The organism is Hydrogenispora ethanolica, from assembly GCF_004340685.1.
Taxonomy (GTDB): Bacteria; Bacillota; UBA4882; order UBA8346; family UBA8346; genus Hydrogenispora; species Hydrogenispora ethanolica.
The window spans coordinates 15,807-37,988 of record NZ_SLUN01000039.1 but is presented as its reverse complement, the minus strand read 5'-3'; the positions used below and the strand labels follow the sequence as shown (position 1 = coordinate 37,988).

Annotated in this window: 17 protein-coding genes and 1 riboswitch; of the genes, 1 reads left to right on the top strand and 16 read right to left on the bottom strand. The window is 51.1% G+C overall.

The window, feature by feature from the left end; all coding sequences use genetic code 11:
- Positions 1–215: 215 nt before the first annotated feature.
- Positions 216–323: riboswitch (glycine riboswitch) on the bottom strand.
- A 47-nt stretch (positions 324–370) separates the two neighbouring features.
- From EDC14_RS22400 to EDC14_RS22350, 11 genes are all read right to left on the bottom strand, one after another.
- Positions 371–1,333 (bottom strand): 2-hydroxyacid dehydrogenase, encoded by a 963-nt coding sequence (locus EDC14_RS22400; RefSeq protein WP_132016607.1) that lies wholly within the window; start codon positions 1,331–1,333, stop codon positions 371–373.
- A 272-nt stretch (positions 1,334–1,605) separates the two neighbouring features.
- Positions 1,606–2,379, bottom strand: coding sequence for an SDR family oxidoreductase (locus EDC14_RS22395; RefSeq protein WP_132016605.1), 774 nt, complete (start codon positions 2,377–2,379; stop codon positions 1,606–1,608).
- A gap of 153 nt (positions 2,380–2,532) precedes the next feature.
- The gene (locus EDC14_RS22390; protein ID WP_132016603.1) at positions 2,533–3,552 is read right to left on the bottom strand and encodes a substrate-binding domain-containing protein; all 1,020 of its coding nucleotides are present in this window, start codon (positions 3,550–3,552) and stop codon (positions 2,533–2,535) included.
- Positions 3,553–3,730: 178 nt separating this feature from the next.
- Positions 3,731–4,741 (bottom strand): ABC transporter permease, encoded by a 1,011-nt coding sequence (locus EDC14_RS22385; RefSeq protein WP_132016601.1) that lies wholly within the window; start codon positions 4,739–4,741, stop codon positions 3,731–3,733.
- Positions 4,742–4,802: 61 nt separating this feature from the next.
- Positions 4,803–6,284, bottom strand: coding sequence for a sugar ABC transporter ATP-binding protein (locus EDC14_RS22380; RefSeq protein WP_132016599.1), 1,482 nt, complete (start codon positions 6,282–6,284; stop codon positions 4,803–4,805).
- A gap of 82 nt (positions 6,285–6,366) precedes the next feature.
- Entirely contained in the window at positions 6,367–7,014 is a 648-nt protein-coding gene (gene dhaL, locus EDC14_RS22375) for a dihydroxyacetone kinase subunit DhaL (protein WP_132016597.1), read from the bottom strand.
- 91 nt (positions 7,015–7,105) lie between these two features.
- Positions 7,106–8,110, bottom strand: coding sequence for a dihydroxyacetone kinase subunit DhaK (locus EDC14_RS22370; RefSeq protein ID WP_132016595.1), 1,005 nt, complete (start codon positions 8,108–8,110; stop codon positions 7,106–7,108).
- A 57-nt stretch (positions 8,111–8,167) separates the two neighbouring features.
- A complete protein-coding gene (gene rpiB / locus EDC14_RS22365; RefSeq protein ID WP_132016593.1) occupies positions 8,168–8,632 on the bottom strand; it encodes a ribose 5-phosphate isomerase B in 465 nt (154 codons plus the stop codon).
- An 84-nt stretch (positions 8,633–8,716) separates the two neighbouring features.
- The gene (locus EDC14_RS22360) at positions 8,717–9,652 is read right to left on the bottom strand and encodes a substrate-binding domain-containing protein (RefSeq protein WP_132016591.1); all 936 of its coding nucleotides are present in this window, start codon (positions 9,650–9,652) and stop codon (positions 8,717–8,719) included.
- 347 nt (positions 9,653–9,999) lie between these two features.
- Positions 10,000–11,610: a response regulator gene (locus tag EDC14_RS22355; RefSeq protein WP_165908234.1), complete on the bottom strand. Its 1,611-nt coding sequence runs from the start codon at positions 11,608–11,610 to the stop codon at positions 10,000–10,002.
- 25 nt (positions 11,611–11,635) lie between these two features.
- On the bottom strand, positions 11,636–13,435 hold the full coding sequence (locus tag EDC14_RS22350; RefSeq protein WP_132016587.1) for a sensor histidine kinase: 1,800 nt from the start codon (positions 13,433–13,435) through the stop codon (positions 11,636–11,638).
- Between the two features lie 260 nt (positions 13,436–13,695).
- On the opposite strand from EDC14_RS22350, the gene EDC14_RS22345 reads away from it, so the two are divergent.
- Positions 13,696–14,106: a bacteriohemerythrin gene (locus EDC14_RS22345; RefSeq protein ID WP_132016585.1), complete on the top strand. Its 411-nt coding sequence runs from the start codon at positions 13,696–13,698 to the stop codon at positions 14,104–14,106.
- 189 nt (positions 14,107–14,295) lie between these two features.
- Here the strand turns inward: EDC14_RS22345 and EDC14_RS22340 are convergent, their stop codons facing one another.
- The 5 genes from EDC14_RS22340 to EDC14_RS22320 all read right to left on the bottom strand — a co-directional run bounded on the left by EDC14_RS22340 (position 14,296) and on the right by EDC14_RS22320 (position 22,087).
- Positions 14,296–14,901, bottom strand: a complete 606-nt coding sequence (locus tag EDC14_RS22340) for a transglutaminase domain-containing protein (RefSeq protein WP_132016583.1) — start codon at positions 14,899–14,901, stop codon at positions 14,296–14,298.
- 138 nt (positions 14,902–15,039) lie between these two features.
- Complete coding sequence (locus EDC14_RS22335) at positions 15,040–16,311, bottom strand: MFS transporter (RefSeq protein WP_165908233.1); 1,272 nt, start codon at positions 16,309–16,311, stop codon at positions 15,040–15,042.
- 731 nt (positions 16,312–17,042) lie between these two features.
- Positions 17,043–17,741, bottom strand: coding sequence for an alpha/beta hydrolase (locus EDC14_RS22330; RefSeq protein WP_132016579.1), 699 nt, complete (start codon positions 17,739–17,741; stop codon positions 17,043–17,045).
- A 156-nt stretch (positions 17,742–17,897) separates the two neighbouring features.
- Complete coding sequence (locus EDC14_RS22325; RefSeq protein ID WP_132016577.1) at positions 17,898–18,632, bottom strand: response regulator; 735 nt, start codon at positions 18,630–18,632, stop codon at positions 17,898–17,900.
- A 284-nt stretch (positions 18,633–18,916) separates the two neighbouring features.
- Complete coding sequence (locus EDC14_RS22320) at positions 18,917–22,087, bottom strand: protein kinase domain-containing protein (RefSeq protein ID WP_165908232.1); 3,171 nt, start codon at positions 22,085–22,087, stop codon at positions 18,917–18,919.
- Positions 22,088–22,182: the final 95 nt, after the last annotated feature.

Genomic DNA, 22,182 nt, shown 5'->3' with positions numbered 1-22,182 from the left:
TCCTTTGATTTTCGCCAACCGGGATCCCTTCAGCCGCATTCGCGGATAAAAAAAACAGCGCATGACCAAAGTCTATGCCCTGTTTGCTGACCTGAGAGTTTCCGCCCCGCGCCCTTGGCGGGGTTTTGCTCCTTCGGTATGACGCTCAGGCGATTTGCCTTCCCCATTCTTGCCGCGGCGAATGGCAATGGCCGAACGTCAACTTTTCAGAGTTCTGTCCGGATACGGTCCTTTTGCCTGAAAGATTCGCCGGAAAGTTGACCCCTTTCCGTTGCTTGCTTCTTCGGCTCCCGCCCCGGGCGGGTCTCTCCCGTATCGTTCATCCAAAAGCGATATTCAGTTATCGGTGCAATGCCCGCCCGGAAACGGTTTAGCGGTTGACCCAGTTGGGCGGAGTCTCGCCGCGCAGCGCCGCCAGAATATTCTCCGCCGCCATCAGGCCCATTTGGGTCCGGGTCGCAATGGTGGCACTGGCGATGTGCGGCAGGATGACCACATTGTCCAGCTCCGTCAGGCCGGGCGCCAATTCCGGCTCGGCTTCGAAAACGTCGAGCCCCGCGCCCCAGATCGTTCGGTTCCACAAGGCGTCCACCAGGGCGGCTTCGTCAATCACCGGTCCCCGGGAGGTGTTGATCAGGATGGCGGTCGGCTTCATCAGGCGCAGCTCGGCGGCACCGATGAAATGCCGGGTCTCGGGAAGCAGCGGAATGTGGAGCGAAACAAAGTCGGACTCCCGGAGCAATCTTTCCTTGGTCACATACTCGGCGCCGGTTTCGGCTTCGAACTCCGGATTCCGTTGCACGTCGCAGTAGAGCAGCTTCATCTCAAATCCCTTGGCTTTCTTCCCGAAAGCGCTCCCGATCCGGCCTCCGCCGAAGATCCCCAACGTTTTCCCGGTGACATCCTGCCCCAGGAACAACATCGGGCCCCAGCCCTCAAAACGGCCGGCCCGGGTGAATTGATCGGCCGGCACCACCCGGCGGGCCACGGCGAAAAGCAGGGCCCAGGCCAGTTCGGCGGTAGTATCGGTCAATACCCCCGGAGTGTTGGTGATGAGGATCCCCCGGTCGCTCGCGGCCTGCAGATCGATGTTGTTATAGCCCACCGCGTAATTGGCGAAGATCTTGGCTCCTTTTGCGGCATCCAGCACCGCGACGTCGATCGTATCCGTCAGCAGGCAAAGCACCGCGTCCCTGCCCGCCACCTCCCGCAGCAACTCCGCGCGGGTCAAAACCCGGTCCTCGGAATTGACCGTTACCTCGCAGTGTTGCTGCAAACGCTCGATGGCCGGCTGCGGGATCATCCGGGTCACATAAACGTTCCATTTCGGCATGACGAACACCCTCCGGTTCCTATCTCTGAGATAAATTATGCTCCGCAATGGTTAGAATTCCTCTCATTTTTCGACGGATGAAATCAATTTCCTGCCGGTGCAACAAGAGTATTCCACGCGGCCTGTCATAGCCTATCAAGCTTTCAAATGCGGGATTGCGTTTTAGAGGAAGCCGTATTTTCCAATTCGCCACAGCCAGGAGATTTTTTCAATGAACAATAAAATGAGGCTGTCTTTGGGTTCGGAAAGACAGCCCCGTCAAACACCATTGGTTATTGGATGGTATAACCGCCGTCGATGACCAGATTGGCCCCGGTGATCATATCAGCCGCGTCACTGGCCAGGAAGACCACGCCGGCGGCGACCTCTTCCGGATAGCCAAACCGGCCGGCCGGAATCTTCTTTTTCATCGCTTCTCCGACCTCGCCCGCCCAGGCCTTCTTGCCGAGTTCCGTCAGGATCACGGTGGGCGACACCGCGTTGACCTGAATGTTAAATTCCGCCCATTCAATGGCCAAGACCTTGGTCATGCCGATGATCGCGGCCTTGCTGGCGCAATAGGCAACGTGCTTGTCGAGGGCGATCACCCCGGCTTGGGAGGCAATGTTAATAATTTTTCCGCCGTTCCGCTGAATCATCGTTTTCCCCACCGCCTGGGCGATCATGAACGGCGCCTTCAAATTGATGGCCATGGTCTTATCCCAATCATTCTCCGGCAAATTCTCCGCGTCGTCCAGGAATACCACTCCGGCGCAGTTGACCAGGATGTCAATCTTCCCGAAGGTCTTGATGCTATCGCCAACCATCTGGCGGATACTTTCATTGCTGGTTACATCCACCACCAGCGGCAGGATTTTTACGCCCAGTTCCCCCAGGGAAGCCGCGACTTCTTTCACTTCAGGCAGCCGGTCCACCAGAATCAGAGCGGCGTTCTTCTCCGCGAACAGCGTGGCGATGGCTTTGCCGATCCCGCTGGCGGCTCCGGTGACCAGCGCGACTTTTTGATCCAGATTAAAGTTTTTATCAAAACCGTTAAACTCTTTCATGCTGATATCCCCTTTCATATCGGAAAGAAAGGCCCGAAGAAGCTGAACTTCGGGCACTTTTCTCTACGTAAAGCTTCCGTCTTCTACAGGCAACGACGTGATTCGCATCACCTTAGGTTAGGTCAAGGATCATATCGTTGCTTATCCTATCGGTTACCGGCTGGTATCCACTTTCCGTTGGGAGAGCAGTTTATCGGCATTATCCTTGGTCACGGGAACCCAGGGCACATTATAGACTTTCTGCATGGTTTTACCCCACACCATGTCTTTCCAGCAATCGGCTTGCGGTTTGTAGCTACTTCCGATCAAGGCCCGGAGCGCCAAATCCAAAGCTCCTTGCGATTGTCCGGTTGCATCCTGTAAGGTGCAACTGGCCAGTTCGCCGCTTTTAATTCCCAATAAAGCGTCGGTCACGCCATCGATTCCCGCCGTCGGGATGGTTTTGGGGTCGATGCCCGCTTGTTTCATGGCTTGAATCGCTCCCAGGGCCATTTCATCGTTTTGGCCGATCACGCCGTTGATCTTCCCCGGATAGGCATTCAGCCAGTTCTCCATCAGGCTCAACGCCTCGGCGCGCGACCAGTTGGCGGTCTTCATCTCAAGGACCTTCACAGCCGGGTATTTCCGGATCACATTCAAATTTCCTTTTCTTCTTTCGATCTGAGCCGATTGGCCGATCGGCCCTTCGATGATGACCACGTTCCCCTTGTGGCCGATCTTGCTCAGGACCGCTTCGGCCTCGATTTCGCCGGCTTTGACATCATCCGAACCGATATAGGAGGTCAAATGATCGCTATTCACGCGGGTGTTCGAACCAATCACCGGAATCCGCGCTTGATAAGCCGCTTCCACCGCCGCGGCTCCCGCCTGAATATCGATGGGTACGAACAGGATGGCATCAAATCCCTGGGTAACCATGGTTTCAAACTGGCTCTGCTGGACGGAGGCATCGTATTTTCCGTCGAACACGGTAATCTTCACCGTACCGTTTTTTACCGCCGGATGCCGCTCCAGCGCAGTCGTCCATAAGCGCATATATTCGGCTTTTAAACCATAGACGGCCGCTCCGATCTTATAAACTTTTTTCGCCGCGAGGATTTGGACATTGGCAAAGATGCTGATTAATAGGGTCAATACCAGTAATAATACGATGACGCTTCGAGTCTTTTTCATTCTTCATCCTACCTTTCCCTCAATTGATTTTGGTTGCCGGGAAAATAAAACTGGGTTATAGTATAATTGGGGTTTTTTCACCTCCTTATAAGGAGCCGCTTTTGAACGAGGCTGACAACCCGGAAAGTTTCTCAACTAATGAGCGGTATGCAATGTTTTATACCAAGGACTTAAGGATTCAGTCTTTATTGCCGCCTTTTTGGAAAGAGTCCAACAATACCGCCAGGACGATGATGGCGCCTTTAATCAGCTGCTGGAAATAGGATGAGACTCCGAGGAGGTCCAAGCCGTTATTGATGACCCCCATGATCAAAGCGCCGAATAAGGTGCCGGTCAGTGTCCCCTGTCCGCCGTTTAAGCTGGTGCCGCCGATGACCACTGCGGCAATGGCGTCCAGTTCATAGTTGACGCCAGCCTGGGGCAGCCCGGCGGTGGTCCGGGCGGTCAGAATCAGGCCCCCCAGGGCTGCCAGCAGTCCGCAGATGCCATAAACGCAGAGGAAGATCAAGCGGGTGTTCACCCCGGAAAGTTTGGCGCTCTTCTCATTGCCGCCCACCGCGTAAACATAACGGCCGAACCGGGTCCGGTATAAAATGAGCCAGGCGATGATGAAGACTACGGCAAAGATGAGCACCGGCACTGGTATCGCGTAAAACATGCCCTGCCCGATAGGCAAGAATGATGGGTCAATGTTGGGGATGGGCATTCCATCGTTATAAATGTAAGTCAACCCTCTGGCCATGCTCAGCATGCCCAAGGTTACCACAAAGGGAGCGACCTTCCATTTGGCGATGAAAACGCCATTGATCAGACCCAAAACCAAGCCTGCGCCCAAACTGATGGAATAGGCAAGCGCCGGAGAATAAACATGGCCGCCGAGCGCCGAAAAGGTCGCGCTGGAGAACGAGGCCGCCACCATCGCCGAGAAGGCCAGGATGGAGCCCACGGATAGATCGATCCCGCCCGTTAAAATCACGAAAGTCATTCCAATCGAGAGCAACCCGTTGATCGATGTCTGGCGCAGGACATTGACGATGTTCTTTTCCTTCAGAAAATACGGGCTGGCAAAGGAGAGAACCACGCATAACAGCGCAAAGACAAAGATGATTCCATAATTGGCGAAGAGATATCTGATTCTTTCTTTATCCAAAGCAAGATTCATTGGCTTGGCGGCAATTTGTTTTTCCATGATCGATAATCACTCCTTTTTATCCAATTTGAGCGGCCGGAACTTTACGGTTGCCGGTTTCTTAGGAAGCCAGATGGAGCAGAATCTCCTGAGTCGCCTCGCATTTTGACAATTCTCCGGTTATCCGCCCGTTTTTGAAGATAATGATCCGGTCACTCATGCTGAGGATCTCCGGAATTTCCGACGAAACCATGATCACCGCCTTACCACTCTGGGTATAATCGGAGATGAACTTGTAAATCTCCCTTTTGGCTCCTACGTCAATGCCGCGGGTCGGTTCATCCAGCAGCAGAATCTGCGGGGCCGTCAGCAAGCACCGTCCCAGCAGTACCTTTTGTTGATTGCCACCGCTTAAGTTCTTGACGAGGTGCTCCATTCCCGCGGTTTTGATGGCGAACTTGGCGATCATTTCGGAAGCGTCATTCTTTTCGGCTTTGCGGTTGATAAAAATCCGGCGAGTCAGCCGTTTCAACGAAGCCAGGGAGATATTTTCCTTAACGGACTGCGTTAAGACCAAACCCATCTTTTTGCGATCCTCCGTTACCAAGGCCAGACCCTGTCGGATGGCGTCAGCGGTCTTGGCAATCCTCACCGGCTGTTGGGCGATGGATATTTCGCCTTCATCGGCCGGATCGTAGCCGAATAAAGCCTGGAGAAACTCGGAACGGCCGGAGCCCATCAATCCGAAGACCCCAAGTACTTCTCCTTTCTTCAGTTCGAGGCTGATATCCCTGAACTTTCCCCGGCGGGACAGGTTTTTTACGGATAAGGCCGTTTCTGCAACGGGTCGGGACTCCTTGACATACTCTTCCCCAATCTTCCTGCCGACCATCAGGCTGACCAAGTGATTCGGGTCGATGTTCTGGATCGATTCCGTCGCCACATGTCTGCCGTCCCGGAGCACCGTCACTTCATCGGCGATGGTAAAGACCTCTTTGAGCCGATGGGAGACGTAAAGAATGCCTTTCCCTTTCGCTTTCATTAAGCGGATGATTTTGAAAAGATTGTCGACCTCTTTCTCGCCAATCGCCGAAGTGGGTTCATCCATGATAATGACTTCCGAATCGTAGGAGATGGCTTTGGCGATCTCCACCAGCTGAATCTCGGCCAAGCTCAGATATTTCATTTTTTTGGCGGGATCGATCTGCACATCCAGTTCCGCCAGGACTTCGGTAGCCATCCGGTTCAACCGGGGATAATCAATAAAACCGGATCGAACCGGTTCCCGCCCTAAAAAAATGTTTTCGGCAACCGTCATATCGTAGATCGGAGTCAGTTCCTGTTCAATAATGGAGATCCCGGCGTCAAGCGCTTGTTTGGGCAGGGAAAAATCGACCTTCTTCCCTTGAAAGATAATCTCTCCCGAATCTTTGGCATACATCCCGATCAGAATGTGCATAAAGGTGGATTTCCCGGCGCCGTTTTCGCCGCACAGCGCATGAACGGTCCCTCTTTTCAAAGTCAGCGACACGCCATCCAAAGCCCTCACGCCGGGGAATGTCTTCGTAATGTTGTCGACTTTCAGTAAAACGGCTTCGGTCATTGTAATTGACTCCTTTGCAACGGCTTCATATTTTCAAAACAACAATGAATGCGTTATCTCGGAAAATATTTTCGTATTCCGTTCAACTCCGAGCCAAATATTCCGTGATAGAAATCGCCATGGCGGATAATAGCAAGTAGCATGAAGTGGCGCCGGCATCCAACACGCCCCGCGAACGTTCACCCAGCCGGCTGGCGCGGCCGACCTTGGCCACCAAGTCGCGGGTGGATTCCTTGCCCTTTTCCGCGGCCGTCCGCATCCGCTCCAGCGCCGTACTGAAACTGCGTCCCTCCGCCACCGCCGTCTGGTAGGCCTCGACCGCCGGGAACAGCGTATCCAGAAGGGTTTTATCACCGACTCGGGCATTCCCGAGAGACTGCACTCCCGCCAATGCGGCGTCTAACATGGCCCCGAAGACCGTTTTGTCGATGCTCTCTTTCCCCTCGGAAGCCTTGGCCATTTCCATAAAGAAGGTGCCATATAATGGTCCCATCGAGCCGCCAATCTCCGTGAGCAAAATTCGGCCCAGGGTTTTGAGGCCGACCGTCAAACTGACCTGCGTATCTCCCAGTCGCTCCTTGCAAAGGGTAAACCCTTTATTCATATTGATCCCATGGTCGCCATCGCCGATGGCCCCGTCGATCTCGCTCAGATACTCCTTATTCTGCCGGATCGCAACGATCAAGGAGTTCACCACGAACAACCCTTCATCGTTTAAAAAATGGTCCATTTTCTTCCTCCTCCTGTGTACAGTTTCCGGAAGAATTTCCGCCAAGGCTCGACCCGGCGGAGGTCCCATTCTTCCGCTGAAATCGCGCGGTTTATCGTTTGAACTGTTTCAATCCCATCGATTCGGCTTCTTCATCGACGAGCAGCTTTAACTCGTCATCCAGTTTCATTAAGGTGAGGGTTACTCCCATCATTTCTAAAGATGTAAAATAATTGCCGACATAGGACCGGTAAATTGTAATGCCTTCCCGGCCAAGCATTTCCGCTACCTTGTTGAATAGAATGTAAAGTTCCATCACCGGGGTCGCGCCTAGGCCCGACACTAGCGCCACTACTTGGTCGTTTCCGGCGAAGGGGAGATCCGGCAGTACCACGTCGAGCATCATCTCAGCCATCTCATCGGCAGTCTTTAGTTCACAGACTTGAATTCCCGGTTCGCCATGATGACCGATTCCCACCTCCATCGTGCCGGCTTCGATCGTAAAGTTCGGTTTGCCGACCGCCGGAATGGTGCAAGGAGTCAAGCCGATTCCAATGCTGCGAGTGTTATCAATCGCCTTCTGCGCTACCCGGATCACCTCGTCCAAACTGCCACCCCTGGCGGCCATGGCCCCGCCAATCTTCCACATCAATACTTCCCCGGCCACCCCACGCCGTTTGGCGCGTTCAGTTTTGGGAGCCGAAGGGACATCATCATTGGCGACCACGGTCTTCACTTCAATTCCGTCTTCCTTAGCCAGCTCGATTGCCATTTTGACATTCATGTTATCACCGGCATAATTGCCGTACAGGCAAGCCACTCCTTTGCCGGAATCGGCCGCTTTAAATGCATCATAAAAAGCTTTGGCCGTCGGAGAGGAAAAAATTTCACCCACCGCCACCGCGTCCACCATATTCCTGCCGATATAGCCGATGAACGCCGGCTTATGGCCCGAACCGCCGCCGGTTACCACCCCGACCTTTCCCGGAATTGGCGCTTTGGCATACTTGATAACTCTGGGATTATCGGTTGGGGCAACCAGATCGGCATGGGTTCTTACAAAACCGGCCAGCATATCTTCGACCACTTGTTCCGGGTCATTGATGATTCTTTGCATATCGCATCCTCCCGACTTTATTGAAATTCTGATGAAAAACTCTGTAATGAAACGGCGCTACACATCCTGCTTGTTCCAGAAAATTCTTTCATATTCCGTAATCTTGGCTACTTTTGGGGTTGAACCCCCGCCTTGAAACTCGGAGTGTAACCAGGTGGTGACGAGCAGTTTGGCGAGTTCCTCTCCGATGATCCGGGCTCCTAAGGCCATAATCTGCGCATCATTACTTTTACGGGCCCTCTCGGCTGAATACGGATCGTGACAGACCGCCGCTCTTACTCCGGGAACTTTGTTGGCCGCGATGGCCATACCGATTCCGGTGCCGCAAACCAGGATTCCTCGCTCATGGTGTCCGGCGGCGATCGCCTGCGCCACTCGAACGGCGATGTCCGGATAGAGTACCGGTTGGGTGTCATATACCCCGTAATCCTTCACTTCAAAGCCCATATCCGTTAAAAACTGCCGAATTTTTTCTTTTAAGCCAAACCCGGCTTCATCCGAGCCGATTGCTATTGAACTCATGCCACCATCTCCCATTCAGTAATATCTTTCAAGCGATTACGGCCCTGGATTGCACACAATCCGTATGTCTTTCAAAGGAACTTGCTACTTTCGCCTGGCAAAATATTGAGCCACGTTTTCGGCTGTTACTAATTCAAAAGGAATCCAATAGTTCTTCGCCACCTTTTCCCCTTTGAGAAATTTGACTGCCACCTCTACCGACATGGAACCTTGGCCCTGAGCATCCTGAAAGCAAGTAGCGGTCAAGCGCCGTTCCTTGATGGCCTGCAATCCGTCGTAAATGCCATCCACGCCTACCACTGGGACTTTTAATCCCCTCCTTTCCAAAGCCTTTATCGCCCCCAGTGCCATTTCATCATTATGGCCGCAAACGCCTTGAATCTTATCGGGAAAAGCCTTGAGCCAGTTTTCCATCAAAGTGAAGCCTTCGGAACGGGACCAATTGGCGGTTTTTTCAGATAGAACTTTAATCTTCGGATATCTTGCCAGGACATTATGGATACCTCTTCTGCGTTGAACCTGAGCCGAACTGCCGATCGGCCCCTCGATAATCACAATGTTGCCGCGTCCGCCCATTTTCTTGGCCAAATAAGTCATTTCCATTTCTCCGGCGGAGATGTCATTGGACCCGATATACGAAGTCAATTTATCGCTATTCACCTGGGTATTGACGCCGATGACCGGTATGCCGTTACGCACCGCTTTCTCTACCGCGTCCGCCATGGCATCCACATCGACCGGAGTAAAAATGATGGCGTCATAACGCTGAGCAATCATATAATCAAAATTGTCATATTGGGTTTTCACATCGTAATTGCCGTCAAAAATATCCAAATCCACATTGAATTTGGCCGCCGTTTCTCGCTGCGCCTTACTCAATAAAATGGTGTATTCGTTTTTTAATCCATAATGGGTGATCCCAATCTTGAATTTTCTCTCTGCTGAAGAAATATTCCCGGAAACAATCGTAACCAGAAAGATTGTCAATAATGCCGTATGAATCGCAATCGCTTTTTTCATCAGAACACTCCCTCGCGCGCAGGTGATTTGAGTTTTTCAAGCGAGAACCGGTTACAATCGACTTAACTTTCAGTTACAAGTTCATTATAGGCCATCTCTAAAGAGAAAAAGGTCTCGCTTTTTTAGATTTGGTTTGCATTTTTTAGACCGCCACTCTCCCATTCGCTCTTTTAAAAGCCATGTGATAAAGTCTCCAATTCGGAAATCATCCTTTCAGTGGACTCAAAAACAACTTTATCACTTGCTTTTCTGAGCTTTTGTGTTCACCCCGGCCTTCGGACAGGGTTTATCATAACGCTTTTAAATATGACATAATATAAAAAAACCGCCTGAAAGGCGGCTCATATTTAAGAAAAACTTTCCTCGCGATACTGGGTCGGGGAGATTCCCACCACTTTTTTGAATACCATGCAAAAATGCTTCGCATTGGAGTAACCGACTCTGCCGGCAACCTCTTGAATCTTGTACCGATGCTGCGCCAATAACTCTTTGGCCTTTTCCATCCGAATCATCGTAAGGTAATCTAAAAAGTTCTGGCCGGTCTCCTTTTTGAATAAGACGCTTAAATAGCTATTATTTTTACCAAAATGGTCGGCAACAATGTTTAAATTAATCTCCTTATCGAAGTTCTCCCGCATATAACGGATGATCTGTTCGATAATCTTGCGGTCCGGGCTGTTACTCTTGTAGGTGGATATGGTTTCGGCGATCTTGGTTAAATACTCTTTTAAATAGGTTTTTAACTGGTCAATCGCCCAAAACGAATCTAAATCACGAAAATCATCCTCCCCCGGTTCAAAAATGATGGAAAAATCAATCCCTTTTTCGGTAAAGTAATCGTACATATACTTATTGAATTCCTCGTAAAAACTCACCAATCTGGCAATCGGACCTTTATGGAAAGCCAATTGCTCAAAATATTCGTCCAGCATCATCCCGACATTTTTATTCATCCCAAGCTCAATTTCACTGATGAGTTTCAAATAATTGACCGAATTCACATAATCCTTGACCTCCTCCTCACCGGCATCTTTGTAATACATGATTCCGCCCGGCTCACGAAAGATCTTATAAAGCGCCAGATGTAATGCCTCATGGTATGATTTTTGGATATGGACAAGGCCCGTAACGCTGTTGCCGACTCCATAGAAAGTAGCTACGGGCAGCTGAGCGTTTAAAATACGGGTAATCTGATCAGTAACCTTTTTGATGTGAGCTTCAATTAAAAAGCTTTCCGGGTTGCCCAACAAAATTACTAAACGCAAGCCCGAGTCATAAAAGCTCCAAAACCCATTAACGATTCCGGAAATTCCTTCATCGACGGCTTCTTTGAGAGCCACCCGCTCCATCTCGTCCCATGCTTTCCATGAATCATGATCTTGGAGCCGGTACTCCGCCACCAGGATCTTGAACCGATCGGACGAAAGGTCGACCCCCAATTGAAGCAGTTGCTTGGATACCGTGTTTTCATCATAATAGGTACCATGAATCAGCGAATTGAAATATTTTTCTTTGAGTAGTTCCACCCCCACCTTGCTTTGCATGTTCTTCACCAGTTCCGCTTCATGCCGTTGGATGTTATCGTCCAATTCCTGAGTAATATGTTGCAACAGTTGGAGGAATTCTTCTTTCACGATCGGTTTTAATAAATACTCCTTCACTCCGTATTTGATCGCCCGTTTCGCGTAGTTGAAATCATCATAACCGCTGATAATGATAAAGATAGGCCGTTTGCAACCGTCCTGATGGACCTGGGAGATCAATTCCAGGCCATCCAAATAGGGCATGCGAATATCCGTGATCACAATGTCCGGCTGAAAACCGCGGATGGCTTCAAGCCCATCCCTGCCGTTTGATGCCTCACGAATCTCGGAATAGCGGATATTTCCCCGTTCAATGATCGCTCTGATACCCCTGGTAATGATCTCCTCATCGTCGATGATCAGAATTTTATACATGAAAAACCACTTCCTTCGCATAGATTCAATGCGCAGCGGGTAACTTGATCACAATCTTGGTTCCGAGGTCGATTGCACTCTCCAATGTAATGCCATATTCGATACCAAATTGCATTTTAATCCGTTTATCCACATTCCACAGCCCGATAAAACCCTCGGTTTTTTTATCAATCTCCGAATCATTCCCTGAGGTCAATCCGCGGTTGATCCGTTCCAGCCGCTCCGCTTCAATTCCGACGCCATTATCCGTGATCTCAATCCAAAGATTCTCCCCCGCGACCCGGCCATGGATGGTGATCTTCCAAATCCCTTCCAAATTCTTGAAAGCATGATAAAAGCAGTTTTCCACCAGCGGTTGCAACATCATTTTAATCACCAGATAGTCTAAAAGCGCTTCTGGAATGTCCTCATGAAACTGGAATTTTTCACGGTGCCGGACTTTCATTACCGTCACGTAATTTCGGATATGTTCGATCTCTTGTTTGAAAGGGACGAGACGATTGGTCCATTTGATGTTATAACGGAATAATTTGCCTAACGAGGTGAGAACATCCGCCAAATCGTATTCTTCCCGCAGTTCGCATTCCATGCGCAGACTTTCCAGGGTATTAAAGAGAAAATGCGGATTGATCTGAGATTGCAAAGCCCGGATCTCGGCATCCCGGTGGGCGGTTTCCTGTTCGATCAGATTGAGCATCACTTCTTCGAGCTTCTCCGCCATCTGATTGAAGCTGCGCGCCAAATCCCCGATCTCATCGTTTCCCCGTTCCTCAACCCGGACGTCAAATTCGCCGCTCTGAATCCGTTTCATCATTTTTACCAGGACTTTTAACCGGGCAAACAAAAAGTTGGTGGTCAGAAAAGTGACCAAAAAAACGGCGCTGATCCCCGCCAAAATGATATAAATTAACATATTTTTCTGCTTGATCACTTCTTGTAATATTTCCTTTTCCGGAACCACCGCCAAAATTTTATAATCAGTCTCCTTGATGGTTTCATATTCCACCCGATGACGTTGGTTGTTGAACCGGATCTCTTTGACGCCGTTAGCACCCGGGAACATCTTTAAATGAATCTGCTCTGCCAAACGGCTGTTACGAATCGGACTGATCGTCTTGCCGTTCCGGTCCAATACATAAATAAACCCCTGCTCGCCCAGGCGCAAGTCATTTAGATCCCCGAACATCTTTTCAATCAGGATATCGATTTCCAGCACGCCGATCAATTGATTCGATATCACTGGCGTAATCCTTTCATACAGGGGAATCACGATGCTCTTGTTCTGCTTAGGGTTAATGTTTGCATTCACATCATAAAACTCCTCCGCTTTCTTCATGTCCCCCCAAATCATTTTATCCGAGGAGTTCATTAGCACGCGATAATAATCTTTGGCTGCGATTCGCCGGAGGGAATAGAGGATATCATAAGCTTCCTCGGTGGACTGATTGCTGGTAAACACCCTGATCTTATAAAACTTATTGGGATATAAATGTTTGATATTGATCAATTTGTTTTGAAAATTGTAGATAAAATTGTCGATTTCAGCGGGACTGAATGAAAAATCGTTGTCCAAGAAGGCTTGCAATTCGCTGCTGAAGACGATCTCTTCCGCGATATTCTCGGCATTTTTGATCGTATATAAAATATTCTGCTTTAACTGAAAGATCCGCTCGCTACTATTCCGATCGGATTGTTGCTTAGCCGATTGAACCATATTCTGATACTCACTGATTCCGATAAAAACGGTGGGCACCATCAACAAAACAAAGTAGATCAAAGTAAACTTCCACGAGATGCTTAAACCCTTCAGCTTATTGAAAGCCATGGCATAAACCTCATTGTGAATGGATTTTTTAACGGTAAGTCGACTTCAATAATGTAAATTAATTATTACAAATTTGTTTCACGTTATTTCTCCGCAACTTCGAATATTCCTTCATTGAGCTTGAACATTAAAAGTGCCTAATGTTGGAATCTCTACCTGTTATGGTTTCCGGTGCAAAAACTGTACTTAGTCTTCGCGCAAAATTGCCGATACTTCATTTAGATATATCAAACATCCAATGGAATAAGGAGGTTGACATCATGGCGATTCAATGGACTCCCAATCTGGCGGTGGGCGTGACGCAGATCGATGATCAGCACAAAGAATTGTACCGCCGGATCGATCAATTGTTGGAAGCCTGTAATCAGGGAAAAGGTAGGCAGGTCATTGGCGAGGCGTTGGCATTCCTAGAAGAGTACGTGATTACCCATTTTCGGGACGAGGAGGCTCTGATGCAGCGCTACACCTATCCCGCTCCCAAATACAACGAACAAAAGACGCAGCATACTTTCTTCATTAAAAAGATCGCCGAATTAAAAGCGACCTTTGAAAAAGAAGGCCCCGGTTTGAATATTATCATTCTCACCAATCGAACCGTGGTAGAATGGTTAAACGGCCACATCCGGAATGTCGATACCCAATTGGGGACGTTTCTCAAAGACAAGTTATGAAGGCGACATATCCTTATTTAAGCTTGCCTTTGCTTTCACTTCATTTGATCAAAAAAACCGCCTCGGCGGTTTTTTTGATCAAGCATTATCATTTCATGACTTCGTATTTCTGCCGGCGAAACATCCAAATCGCTTACGAAGCAACTTCGAGCCGGAAACTCCTGGTCAGCGCGGCGCTCCTTGTCCGACTCAAATCTCCCCCGGCAGGTTTTGCAACAGCTCCGTCAGATTATGCGAGCGTTGCAACGCCGCAATCGTCTTGGGGTTGGGCTCGGCATATACGACCCGGTTGTCGGATTCGCCCGATTCGGGATGGACCGGGAAGGCCAATTGTTCTTTTTCGATGGCGAATTGGGCGTTAACCCCGGTTTTATTGCCCCGGGCATCCAACCGGATCCACCGCTCCAGACTCGATAGATAGACCGCATTCAAGCCATGCAGTACGATCCGGGGATCGTCATCGAACAGCAATAGCCTTTGATAGCAAAAGCCGGTGGGAATCCCCATCCATCGCAACAGCGCCGCCAACAAATGCGCCTTGGCGTAACAGATCCCGTGGCCTTCCCGCAATACCGCGGAGGCACTGCAGGTGACGGTTGCCGCATCGCAGTCGAAGGAATGCCTGATCCGGTCGCGGACGAACTCGTAGGCCGCCCGGACTTTGGCGATCTCATCCGACGACGCTCCGGCCAAGCGTTCAGCGGCCGCCGCCACCTGCTCCTGATGGAAATCGATGAAGGCCGACGGCTTCAGATACTCCGCCCGATCCAGCCTTTCTAGCGTTAGATACTCCATCCTCTTCATCTCCCGATTGCGGTTGTGGGATCATTCCCGCCTGCAGTCATGTCTCATTTGATAAGCGAACCGAAAGGAATCCCCGCGCTGCAATTCTTACCTCCGGATATTCCATGCGCCAAAGAGTGGTTGGCGCGCTCAGCCCGCCGCGCAACGCCGTTTTTCCAGGATGCCGAGACCGGACATGCAAAGCGCGGCCGAGCAAGCCAAGAAAAAGGTGAGCGGCCAGACCGCGTCAATGCCGTGGCTGGCGATGAACTTACCCATGAGGACCGGCCCCAGACAGCTTCCCACTCCTTGTGAGAAAGTCTCCAGCGCATTGAAGCGCGCCCGATGGCTGATCGGCGCGTGACAGGCGATATATACGCCATTACTGGTCGCCGCAAGGATCTCGCCGACGCTCCAGATGATGGTGGCCACGATGAACCAGGGCAGGGTCCGGGTGAATAAATACATCCCGAAGCCGCAACCGTACAGGACCCCGGCCAGGGCCACGCACTGCAGGGTTTGTATCCGGCGGGTCAGCCAAACGATAGCGGTGGTGCAGAAGACGACCACCAACGCATTGACCATGGCCAGAATGCCGAAGTAGGCCGGGCCTGCCGAGCCGAACTTCTGGTTCAGATCCAACGGCAAGGCGAAGGCATGGTGGTTGTATACAAAACTGTACACCCCGAGTAACAGCAGCATGGCCGTCAGATACGGCCGCCGCCCCATCACCCGCCAGAAAGGACCGGTCTCCGGCCGTTCGTCGGGGTGGGCCAATTCTTCCTGGGCCGCCGCCGCGGGAACCGCCTGGTGCCCAAAGCGCTCCTCCACCATGAACTGGACCAATCCCATCGCCACCAGGGTGGTCAGCGCGTCGCCGATGAACAGCCATTTCATATGGTCCCGAAACAACAGGCCGGCCACCAGCGGCCCGATGGCCGACCCGATATTGATGCCGAGATAGAGAAAGGAAAAAGCGGTCCGCCGGTTGGCGACATCGGTCAGATCGGCGGCCAGGGCGCTGTTGGCCGGACGCACCGCTCCATTAAAGGCGCTGGAGGCGATCAACAGCCACGGCAGCCAATGCATATTCGGAATAAACGCGCAGGCCAACAGGAGCAGCGCCGACAGCAATTGGGAGCCGGCCAGCACGGCTTTGCGGCCCCAGCGGTCCGCCAGCTTCCCGCCGATGATCACACCCGGCGCTTGGACCAGCATCGACAGCATCACATACCAGCCGGCCTGGTCCGGCCTCATGCCCAACTTGTCGGTTAAAAGCAGCGTCAAAAAAGGATTGACGAAATTGCCGGCGGCGTTGATCACCCGCGCCAGAAACAGCACATAAAACTCGCGGGGCAAATCGGCATACTGCGCCAGAAACCCCGGCAGCCGCTTCATCCTTTCCACATTGCCAAGCCCCATCATCATGCTCCTTTACTGTCTGGGCGTCTACCTGCTATGGCGGCGAACGGTTGCGAATACAGTATACAATCGCATCGCGATCAACCGCCCGAATTGGAATCTCTCAATGGAACCAAATTTTTACGGAAGATTCCTTTTCGTGAGCGTATTGGTATATTTTAGGTGTTGCCACCGGAACTGTCAAGGATTTTAATGGAAATGTCATAAATCTTTCGTCATGGTGCAGTATATTCTCTTAAGTCATACTTTCGACGGAGACGTCTCAAAAGTTGAGCGTTTTTTTCTTGGGGCACGGTTTCCGGACATACGAATTGCGCGAGCAACCCTTTTTATCGCTCGTTTACCACTAATAAAAAAAACGCCTCCGGCGATTTTGAAATGTTCTTCAATCCCTTATCCTCGTCCGGCCGGCGGCAACTTGCCAGAGGGTTCAGCTTGAGCGGGAATCCGGTATCCATAAATTGCCATCATTGCAACTGGCAGAGGATGAAATGCTGCATACGATAACCCGCGGTGAGTGTCAAATATCCCGTGTTCACTCCGACGGAATAAGCATTGTCGCGAGAGAAACCCATCGTGTTCATTCCTTGATTACTTGATACAAGAATTGCGAAACGGTATCGGCAATCTCATGGAGGCGATGGATCGGGTTATGATCAGCCCCGGCGATCGGATAAAGGAGATATAGCACTTCTTGATTCTTTAATTGCTCTGCCAAACTTGCGCTTTGCTCAAAGGGAATCGTGTTTATCCTTCGTCCCGTGTACTATCACAGTCGGAGGATCATTTTTGTCGATTGCGCCCAGTATATCCCGATTGATGCCTCCCCATAAGTCAATCAGCGCGATGATGCCGGCCTTATCCCAATGGCCGTTATCGTCTTGGTCTTTATAACAGAGATTTACCGCGATTTGCCCACCCGAAGAGGTGCCGCCCACGATGATCCGGTTTTTATCGATGCCGTATGCGGCGGCGTTTTTTCGGATCCATTCCAGCGCCAGCATGGCATCATTGACAGTATCGTTTAACATGCCTTGAAAATCTTCATGGGGATTTTGGCGCAACCGGTAATCAATGGAGATTGAAACGTAACCTCTGGCGGCGAATTCTTTTGCCAATGCCACAATGTTTCCTTTGGTTTTATCATTCTGCGGCAAAAAAGCGCCGCCATGGATCCACATGATCGCCGGGCGATTTTTTTCGCTGTCCCTATCCGGAGCATAAAGATCAAGCAATAATTTTTGGTTCTTGCCTTCGCTATTGATGACCTTGCCATACTCGATATCCGCCTGAAGTTTGATCTTCTTAAATATCGGTTTCAAATAACGGGATTCCCCGTCGGAAGCGGTCGGTACGGCGTTGCAATTCTGATAAACGAAAAGCAGCGGCATCATCAATGCCAATATACGGAATAAATACTTTTTCGACAAATTTGTCACCCCGCAAACGATTTTCTTTTCGAATGATCCAATTAAACCTCCATTTCCATTTTACTTTACGCGCCGGCAACGTCCGCTACCATGACAAAAGAAGCATACAACACGGCAACTATGCATTTCTCTGATTTTGGAAAATAATTTTACCGGTTAATTCCTTTTCATTTCATGGCCCAATTCAAGTTCCGATACATAAGCAACCGCCTGCCTGCGGTTTTTCAGTTGCAGCCGTCTTTTGACCTCACCCATATGATATTTGATGGCGGCCTCGCTAAGTCCTAGTTTTTGGGCGACTTTTTTATAGACCAGCCCTTGGGATACCAGCTTCAATATGGTAATTTGCTGCGGAGTCAACGTTGCTGAAATTTCCTGAAAAACAGCGGCAGCATTTTTCCGTTCATTTTCACGCAAGGCGAATTGCGCGAGTACCTTGGCTACCATTCCCGAGGCGAAGGGCATCTCCCCGAGCGCGATCCCGTTCAACGACTCCAGAAACTTTTCCGGCTTCATGCTTTTCAACAAATATCCGAAAGCTCCCGCTCTGATTGCCTCGAAAAGATGCATCTCATCCTGAAATTCGGTGAACATTACGATTTTGATTTCAGGATCATTTTGCCTCATCATCCGGGTCATCTCAATTCCGCTGGTTTCTCCGATTTGAACATCCATTAATATTACTTCCGGTTTGAGAGTTTTCGCCTTATCGAAAGCTTCTAAATAATTTGTCGCTCTTCCGACTACTTCAAACCCGTTAGCCGTCAGTAAGTTTTGAATAGCTTCCATCCATAAGGCCTGCTGATCAACTAATAAAACCTTCATCGAGCGGACCTTCCCTTTGGGTATCTTTTTCTTCCGGACAATGGAGAGAAAAACTTCCATTTCCATTCTACTCACCGGCAACGCCCGGTACCATGACAAAAGGATGATAAAAAAATAACAAATGGAACGACTTGCGCTTATAAGGCCATGGGATAAAGCCTTTGATCGGAGAAATCAAATTTTCAAACGACTTTACCCCTTGCTTTCTGAGCTTTTGCAATAAATCCCGACCTTCGGACAGGGTTTATCACAACGCTTTATAAAGTAGGTCAGGAGACTGAACCCCACATAAAAAAAGATCTCAAATCTTTGAGACCTTCGAACCGTCCGCATGGTTTCCCAAATTCCCGCTAATTTCTCTCGAAAGCTCCGATATCGACATGGGCTCTCAGCAGACGGGGACTGCCGCTCGCATCAGTCCAATCCTTCCCCACCACTCCGTCATCCCCCGCATCAATACAAGGCGAACCATTATCCAAGCGATAGTTGGCGTTAGGGTAATCGATAAGTTTAGGGTCGGCGCTCCTGTCTCCAGTGCCCGAAGCAAGGTTGGCAAAGTCATATTGAACGTTTGAGAAATAGCAGTTATGATGCGCCGTTACCAGGTTGGAAGCCTTTTCGTGGACATTGAAACCGGATGAGTTATGGGCCACAATCGTATTGACGACGCTCAGCCGGCCGCTATCGCCCGCCATATCCAAACCTCCGCCGAAGGTTGCCCGGTTTTTAACCAGAGTCGAGTTGATGACCTCGAGGGTAGCCGCTGACTTGCAGACGATACCGCCGCCGTTCCCGGAAACCTGCGGGTTTGAAGAGTTTTCCGCCGAATTGCCGGCGACGACGCAATTGTAGATCCTGGCCCTGGTGATCTTGCCGGAAACAGCGATTGCGCCGCCGTGAGGCCAGGCCGAGCCGCGGCTGACGGCTTGATTGTTATAAAACTGGCAATTGGTGATCGTGGCTGATTCGGTGGCATCGATAAAAATACCGCCGCCCGCGGCATAACCGGTACCCGCCGAGTCTACTTGATTATCGTTAATCCGGTTTTCCGCAAGGTATAGGCTCTTAGCGGAACGGCATTCGATGCCGCCTCCGAAATTTTCAGACGGATCATTCCCGCCAGCCCGGTTATGATGAATCACATTGCGGATGATCTCGGAAGAACCTTGATTGATGTGAATCCCGCCGCCGCCCAAAACCGCCTGATTACCGGATATGGTGTTATCCGCGGCTGACAGCCGAGTCAGTTTGGAATAGATTCCGCCTCCCTCGAGGCTGGCTGTGTTCCGCTCAATGATATTCTTTTCCATGGTTGCGTCGGAGCCGGTACCAAGGAAGATTCCGCCGCCGCACTCTGCGGCGTTATTCCGGATAATATTCCCGGTAAACCTCTCACCGGAACGGTATAGATAAATCCCGCCGCCGTTCGAACGCGCCCGGTTGTCGGATAGGGTGGTGTCGGTAACCGTCAATGACGATAGGTTGCCGCACCATATTCCGCCCCCGTGGACCCTGGCGGTATTATGATCGATAATGGTCTGGGTCACCGATGCCTTGGAGTTCACGTCGAGGTAAATCCCGCCGCCGCGGTCGGAAGTATTGTTGCGAATGGTATTCCCGGCAAACGTCGCTTGCGAATCACCGAAACATAAGATGCCGCCCCCGTTGCCGTCGCTGGTATTATCGGTCACAATGCACTTCTCCAGTGTCAAGATGGCTTTGTTTTTGGCGTTGATTCCGCCACCCCGGCCCGCCGTATTGTTCCGAATAAGCGAATGGCTGATTTTCGTCTCCGAGCCGGACATGCAGCTAATTCCGCCGCCATTCTCGGCCTTTCCGTTTTGGATGATAAACCCGTCGATCCTTACATCCGTTACGCCGGGCATGACTTTCATTACGCTATCCCGTTGATTCCCATCCAGAATTGTCGGATGGACGGCGCTGTTCCGTTGCTCCAAGCCGTTCTCTTTCCCGGCAAACCCTCCAAATAGTTTGATTCCCTTGTCGATCTCAATGTTTTCGGTATAGGTCCCGGCAGCCACCCAGATCGCATCGCCCGGACTGGCGATACCGAGCGCAGCCCCGACCGTTCGCTTGGCCAGTCTCCAACTGGTCCCGGGATTCGCGTCATTCCCGGCGAGTCTCACATAGATCATGAGGGAACGGGTCGAAGCGGCTTGGGGAGGAGACGGCAAGATGGTCTGGGCCGGTGGGGTTGTTTCCACAGGCTCGGAGGTCGCCGGAGGAGCCGTCCCCAATCCTTCCGGGAGCGGAACGGGAGGGGACGGTTTGGCTGCCGTGAAAGCGGGCGGTTGGGACTGCACCGCTTTATCCGGCTGAATCATGGGTTTGAAGGGCGGGTTAAATAACATCCCAATGATCGCGAGCAATAAAAACAAACCGGATGCGGCCAGCAACCCGCGATGTCGTTTCCACTGCGCCGGCCGGCTTTTCTCGGCCGTGAGTCCTTCGTTTGCCCGGCTCCACGGCAGAAAGATCCTGTGCTGCTCCGGCTTTGGCTGAACCGCGCCGGCGGTGTCGACGCCTGCCGCAGCTTCCACTCCCCATAACGCCACCCGGAAATCCTTCATAGTTTGATAGCGCTCTTTGGCCTTGACGGACAAAGCCCGGATCACGATCGCTTCCTTTTCCGGCGGTATGGCCGCTCCCAACTCCGAAGGCCGCCGCAGCGGGTCCGTTTCGACCCGGGCCAGCGCTTCCACAGGCGCCACTCCAGAAACTGCCCGGTAGAGCGTTGCCGCCACTCCATAAACATCGGTCCAAGGGCCCTGATCGCCATGCGTCTGATACTGCTCCAGCGGCGCATAGCCGGGTTTCAGCAACACCGAAACCGTTTTGCTCCGCTCCCCCACGGCATACCGGGCCGCCCCGAAGTCGAGCAGCTTGATCTGATTGTACTTGGTCATATAGATATTATCCGGGCTGATGTCCCGGTGGAGGATTCCCGCGGCGTGGACCTCCTGCAGCGCATCGATGACCGGGAGCATGATTGCGGCGGCATCATCATAGGCGATCCTTCCGCCGGCTCGATCAAGATACTCGTGAAAGGTTATGCCTTCCACGTACTCCATGACCATATACGCGGTGCCGTTTTGTTTAAAAAATCCATACACCGAAACGATGCATGGATGCGCATTGAACTTCGCCAGCATTCTGGCTTCAGTGATGAACTTTTGCAATCCCGCGGCGAAACAGTCTCTAGCAGCGCCGCTGTAAACCGAGACGGTGGCGCTCTCCAGGGTGCGGGTCACCAAGTGGTGAGGCAGGTATTCCTTGATTGCCAGTTTCATGTGGAGATCGAGATCATAAGCCAGATAGGTAATGCCGAAACCGCCATACCCCAGAACCCGGCCGATCAGATAACGGCCTTTTAATACCGTGCCGGGACGTAAAAAAAGAGCCGACTCCGGAACGGCCGTTTTTTTCCAGCCGCAATGGGGACAAACATCCGTCCCGCTGTTTTCGGTCATACATCCCAGGCAAAAACGATCCGCATTCATCTCCATAAACCGCCATTGATTCGTAAACGATATGATGACTTCGAGTCTTTGACTTTAGACTTTAGACTTTAGACTTTAGACTTTAGACTCTAGAC

What these genes read in the sequence shown, in the direction of transcription:
- EDC14_RS22400 (WP_132016607.1), bottom strand. Translation starts at nt 1,333, where the DNA reads ATGCCGAAATGGAACGTTTATGTGACCCGGATGATCCCGCAGCCGGCC.
- EDC14_RS22395 (WP_132016605.1), bottom strand. Translation starts at nt 2,379, where the DNA reads ATGAAAGAGTTTAACGGTTTTGATAAAAACTTTAATCTGGATCAAAAA.
- EDC14_RS22390 (WP_132016603.1), bottom strand. Translation starts at nt 3,552, where the DNA reads ATGAAAAAGACTCGAAGCGTCATCGTATTATTACTGGTATTGACCCTA.
- EDC14_RS22385 (WP_132016601.1), bottom strand. Translation starts at nt 4,741, where the DNA reads ATGGAAAAACAAATTGCCGCCAAGCCAATGAATCTTGCTTTGGATAAA.
- EDC14_RS22380 (WP_132016599.1), bottom strand. Translation starts at nt 6,284, where the DNA reads ATGACCGAAGCCGTTTTACTGAAAGTCGACAACATTACGAAGACATTC.
- dhaL (WP_132016597.1), bottom strand. Translation starts at nt 7,014, where the DNA reads ATGGACCATTTTTTAAACGATGAAGGGTTGTTCGTGGTGAACTCCTTG.
- EDC14_RS22370 (WP_132016595.1), bottom strand. Translation starts at nt 8,110, where the DNA reads ATGCAAAGAATCATCAATGACCCGGAACAAGTGGTCGAAGATATGCTG.
- rpiB (WP_132016593.1), bottom strand. Translation starts at nt 8,632, where the DNA reads ATGAGTTCAATAGCAATCGGCTCGGATGAAGCCGGGTTTGGCTTAAAA.
- EDC14_RS22360 (WP_132016591.1), bottom strand. Translation starts at nt 9,652, where the DNA reads ATGAAAAAAGCGATTGCGATTCATACGGCATTATTGACAATCTTTCTG.
- EDC14_RS22355 (WP_165908234.1), bottom strand. Translation starts at nt 11,610, where the DNA reads ATGTATAAAATTCTGATCATCGACGATGAGGAGATCATTACCAGGGGT.
- EDC14_RS22350 (WP_132016587.1), bottom strand. Translation starts at nt 13,435, where the DNA reads ATGGCTTTCAATAAGCTGAAGGGTTTAAGCATCTCGTGGAAGTTTACT.
- EDC14_RS22345 (WP_132016585.1), top strand. Translation starts at nt 13,696, where the DNA reads ATGGCGATTCAATGGACTCCCAATCTGGCGGTGGGCGTGACGCAGATC.
- EDC14_RS22340 (WP_132016583.1), bottom strand. Translation starts at nt 14,901, where the DNA reads ATGGAGTATCTAACGCTAGAAAGGCTGGATCGGGCGGAGTATCTGAAG.
- EDC14_RS22335 (WP_165908233.1), bottom strand. Translation starts at nt 16,311, where the DNA reads ATGGGGCTTGGCAATGTGGAAAGGATGAAGCGGCTGCCGGGGTTTCTG.
- EDC14_RS22325 (WP_132016577.1), bottom strand. Translation starts at nt 18,632, where the DNA reads ATGGAAATGGAAGTTTTTCTCTCCATTGTCCGGAAGAAAAAGATACCC.
- EDC14_RS22320 (WP_165908232.1), bottom strand. Translation starts at nt 22,087, where the DNA reads ATGAATGCGGATCGTTTTTGCCTGGGATGTATGACCGAAAACAGCGGG.